This window comes from Halobacillus sp. BBL2006, from assembly GCF_000786645.1.
Taxonomy (GTDB): domain Bacteria; phylum Bacillota; class Bacilli; order Bacillales; family Halobacillaceae; genus Halobacillus.
Window position 1 is genome coordinate 1 of record NZ_JRNX01000884.1, and the last position, 3219, is coordinate 3219.

Sequence of the window (3219 nt, forward strand, 5' to 3'; positions counted from 1 at the left end):
TAAACTACATACAAAACACAAAAAAAGGTGCCCTTTCGTTTGAAGGGACACCTTTTTGGAATTTATGATTTATAAGATTCGGTCAGTTCCAGTTCAGATGGAGTTTGCTCTGTCTGGGTGACAGCTTTGTTCACCTTCTTGAAACGGGTCATAACCTTATCCACTGCGTATAAAACTAAAAACGTAAGAAGGACGGTTAAACTCAACATATAAAGAGATGTAAGCATGCGCTCGATCTCCTTTCTTCACTATTGGTTATTAATTAAATCCCTGTATATAATACCAAAATTCAGCTTCATGTAAATATTAATCCGTAAATTCTTTAAAAAATGTTTGTATACTCTTCCTTATACGCTTATTCTTTAAATTTCACAATAAAAAAAGAGTACATGCCACGGGCACGTACTCTTTCTCTTATTGGTTTCCAAGCTTCTTCAGATACGAAGCCGCCGTCTCCATCCCTTTCACAAAGTTTTCAATGTGAAAATGTTCATTCGGTGCGTGTAGATTCTCTGATGGAAGTCCGAAGCCCATTAAAACGACAGGGGCGTCAAGCACTCTTGAGAACACTTCAACGATTGGAATCGATCCACCCTCTTTAGGGAAGAGCGGCCGCACGCCATAAACTTCCTCGTAGGCGTCCGCTGCTGTTTGAATCATAGGATTTCGAGAATCAAGGGCCACAGGGTTCGCCTGAATATACTGCTGAACTTCAACTTTGGCACCGGCAGGCTTATGAGCTTCCATATGTTGTTCTATGGCTTCATATATAGCCTGTGGGTTTTGCTCTCCAACTAGACGACAACTAATCTTCGCGCTTGCTTTACTAGGAACAATCGTCTTCAAGCCTTCCCCTTGGAACCCTCCTGTAATACCGTTGATCTCAAGGGTAGGACGAATACCGACACGTTCTTGGAAGGTAAAGCCTTCTTCTCCAAACAGAGCATCCAGATCAAGTTCGCGCTTCGTTTTTTCTTCATCAAAAGGGATTTGGGCGACTTCTCCCCTCAATTCCTCGGTTACTTCTGGCACTCCTTTATAGAAGCCATCAACAGCAATTTCGCCATTCTCATGATGAAGCGACTCTAAAATATGTACCAGAGCATGGATGGAGTTCGGAATGGCCCCGCCATAGGTACCGGAGTGAAGGTCTGTATTGGCTGTTTTTACGGTTACCTCCATGGCAAGCGCTCCGCGTAAGGATGTGCAGATCGCAGGCTGGCCTTTTTCTATAAATGAGGTGTCACTTATGACGACAGCGTCACAGACTAGCTTTTCTTGATTTTCATTGATGAACGGACCGAGGTTTGGACTGGCGATTTCTTCTTCACCTTCGATGCAGAACTTCACATTGACGGGAAGCTCTCCATTTTCCTTCAAAAGGAGATCCAGTGCTTTGATATGAAGGAAAAGCTGCCCTTTATCATCCGTAGCCCCTCTAGCAAAAATTTTCCCATCTCTGATCGTCGGTTCAAAAGGCGGCGTCTCCCACAAATCCAGAGGATCCTCCGGTTGAACATCGTAATGACCATAAACAAGTACAGTCGGTTTCCCTTCTGTGTGGATCCAGTCCGCATAAACAATCGGATGACCTTTTGTCTCAATGATTTCTACATGCTCCATTCCGGTCTCTTTCAGGGCATCTGCCACCCACTCTGCCCCTTTTACAACATCGCCTTTATGCGCAGATAAAGAGGATATGCTAGGGATCGATAAAAACCGCTTCAATTGTTCTATGAATTCATCTTTATGTAACTGTATCAATTCTTTCATCTGGTTAACCTCCTTTAGACGTATTATATAAATCCACGTTGTGTTATACAAACTTATGAAGAGAACACGACATAAAAAAACTCACCCAGTGGAAAGGTGAGCACGTTAAATTATAGTATAGAAATAATGAAGCCAATAACCACAATTAAACCGATGATCATCAAAATTGTTCGAATCATACAAACACCTCTTCATTTTAGTATTTTATTAGTTCATTCCCTTAATTTGGACACTTCGAAACTATCCATACCTAAATTCGTTCCTTTTTCCTGTATTAAAATAACAAAAGCGCAAACGCCTTGAGCGCTCGACAATCATAAGGCAAGCGGTGGAGTGGATAGCTCAGTGATTGACTTATGCCCTCTAAGGGCCAGGCGCTGGAGCTAGATACAGCCTCACACCGCAAAAAGTCCTCACCCAAATCATTTCCCAGACAACAACAAAAGCCATCCAAACACATGGATGGCTTTCTAAAATTCTATACAAGCTCCCTATCCCAATAGCGGTGAGCAGCAATAGATTCTACAAATTCACTAGCGAATGAGGAAGAATCATCACCCTCAACCACACCTTTATGACCTGCAAAATCATTCTCTTTCAATAATTGTTTCCCTTCAAACGTTCCACCGATCGGCTTGAAGTGTTTAAATGCTTCGCTCACATAGTAAACGGCACTTTGTTTAAATGATTTATCATTAATTTCCCCGCCGGCTACGTAAATCGCGTCAAACAGCACAGGGTCTGCGGTCTGGAAAGTATGATCGATTGCTAGTTCTGAACCATCTTCACCTTTAAGCTTCCCTTGTTTTTGGCTGACGATCTCAGCGGTAACGCCTTCAGATTTGAAAGTGCTGAGTATTTCGTTCACTGCATTTCCTTTAAATCCTTCGCCTGCAATGACTGCAACTTTTCGCGTCTTAGGTGATTTGACCGTGTTTTCCTGGCTTAGGGCAGGTGATGATTTGGTTACATCTGAACCACCATTTGATGGTGCTTCCAGTCCAATGTTTTCAGCAAAGCCTTTCGCAAGATCCATGCTTACATTGGCAAACATGTCAACGACTTGTTTTCTTACGGACTCACTTTCTACTTTACCAAGTTCAAAGCTGAAAGCATTGATGATGTGCTGCTTTTCTGGTTCGCTCATACTGTTCCAGAAAAGAGTTGCTTGAGAGAAATGATCTTTAAAGCTTTCACTGCGTGCTCTTACTTTACGACCTTCTACTTTCTCATGATAATGCTCATATCCGCCCTCTTCTTTACTGACTGTTTCAGGAGTATTATCCCATAAAGAATTTTTATGGTAGCTGACCTGGCCTTTATTGATCGTATGACGTCCATATCCATCACGCTGATTATTATGGAACGGACATACCGGACGGTTGATCGGCAGTTCATGGAAGTTCGGACCGCCGAGGCGGATCAGCTGCGTATCTGTATAAGAGA

3 protein-coding genes are annotated in these 3219 nt (G+C 42.7%); all 3 read right to left on the reverse strand.

Annotation, left to right across the window (positions count from 1 at the left end; all coding sequences use genetic code 11):
- Positions 1 to 62 precede the first annotated feature (62 nt).
- A complete protein-coding gene (locus LD39_RS22870) occupies positions 63 to 227 on the reverse strand; it encodes a hypothetical protein (protein ID WP_156112705.1) in 165 nt (54 codons plus the stop codon).
- Positions 228 to 414: 187 nt separating this feature from the next.
- Positions 415 to 1797 carry a dipeptidase gene (locus LD39_RS20780; RefSeq protein WP_255349894.1) on the reverse strand — a complete coding sequence of 461 codons (1383 nt, stop codon included), beginning with the start codon at positions 1795 to 1797 and terminating at the stop codon, positions 415 to 417.
- A 454-nt stretch (positions 1798 to 2251) separates the two neighbouring features.
- On the reverse strand, positions 2252 to 3219 hold a 968-nt coding region (locus LD39_RS20785), incomplete at its 5' end, for a catalase-related domain-containing protein (protein ID WP_035553294.1).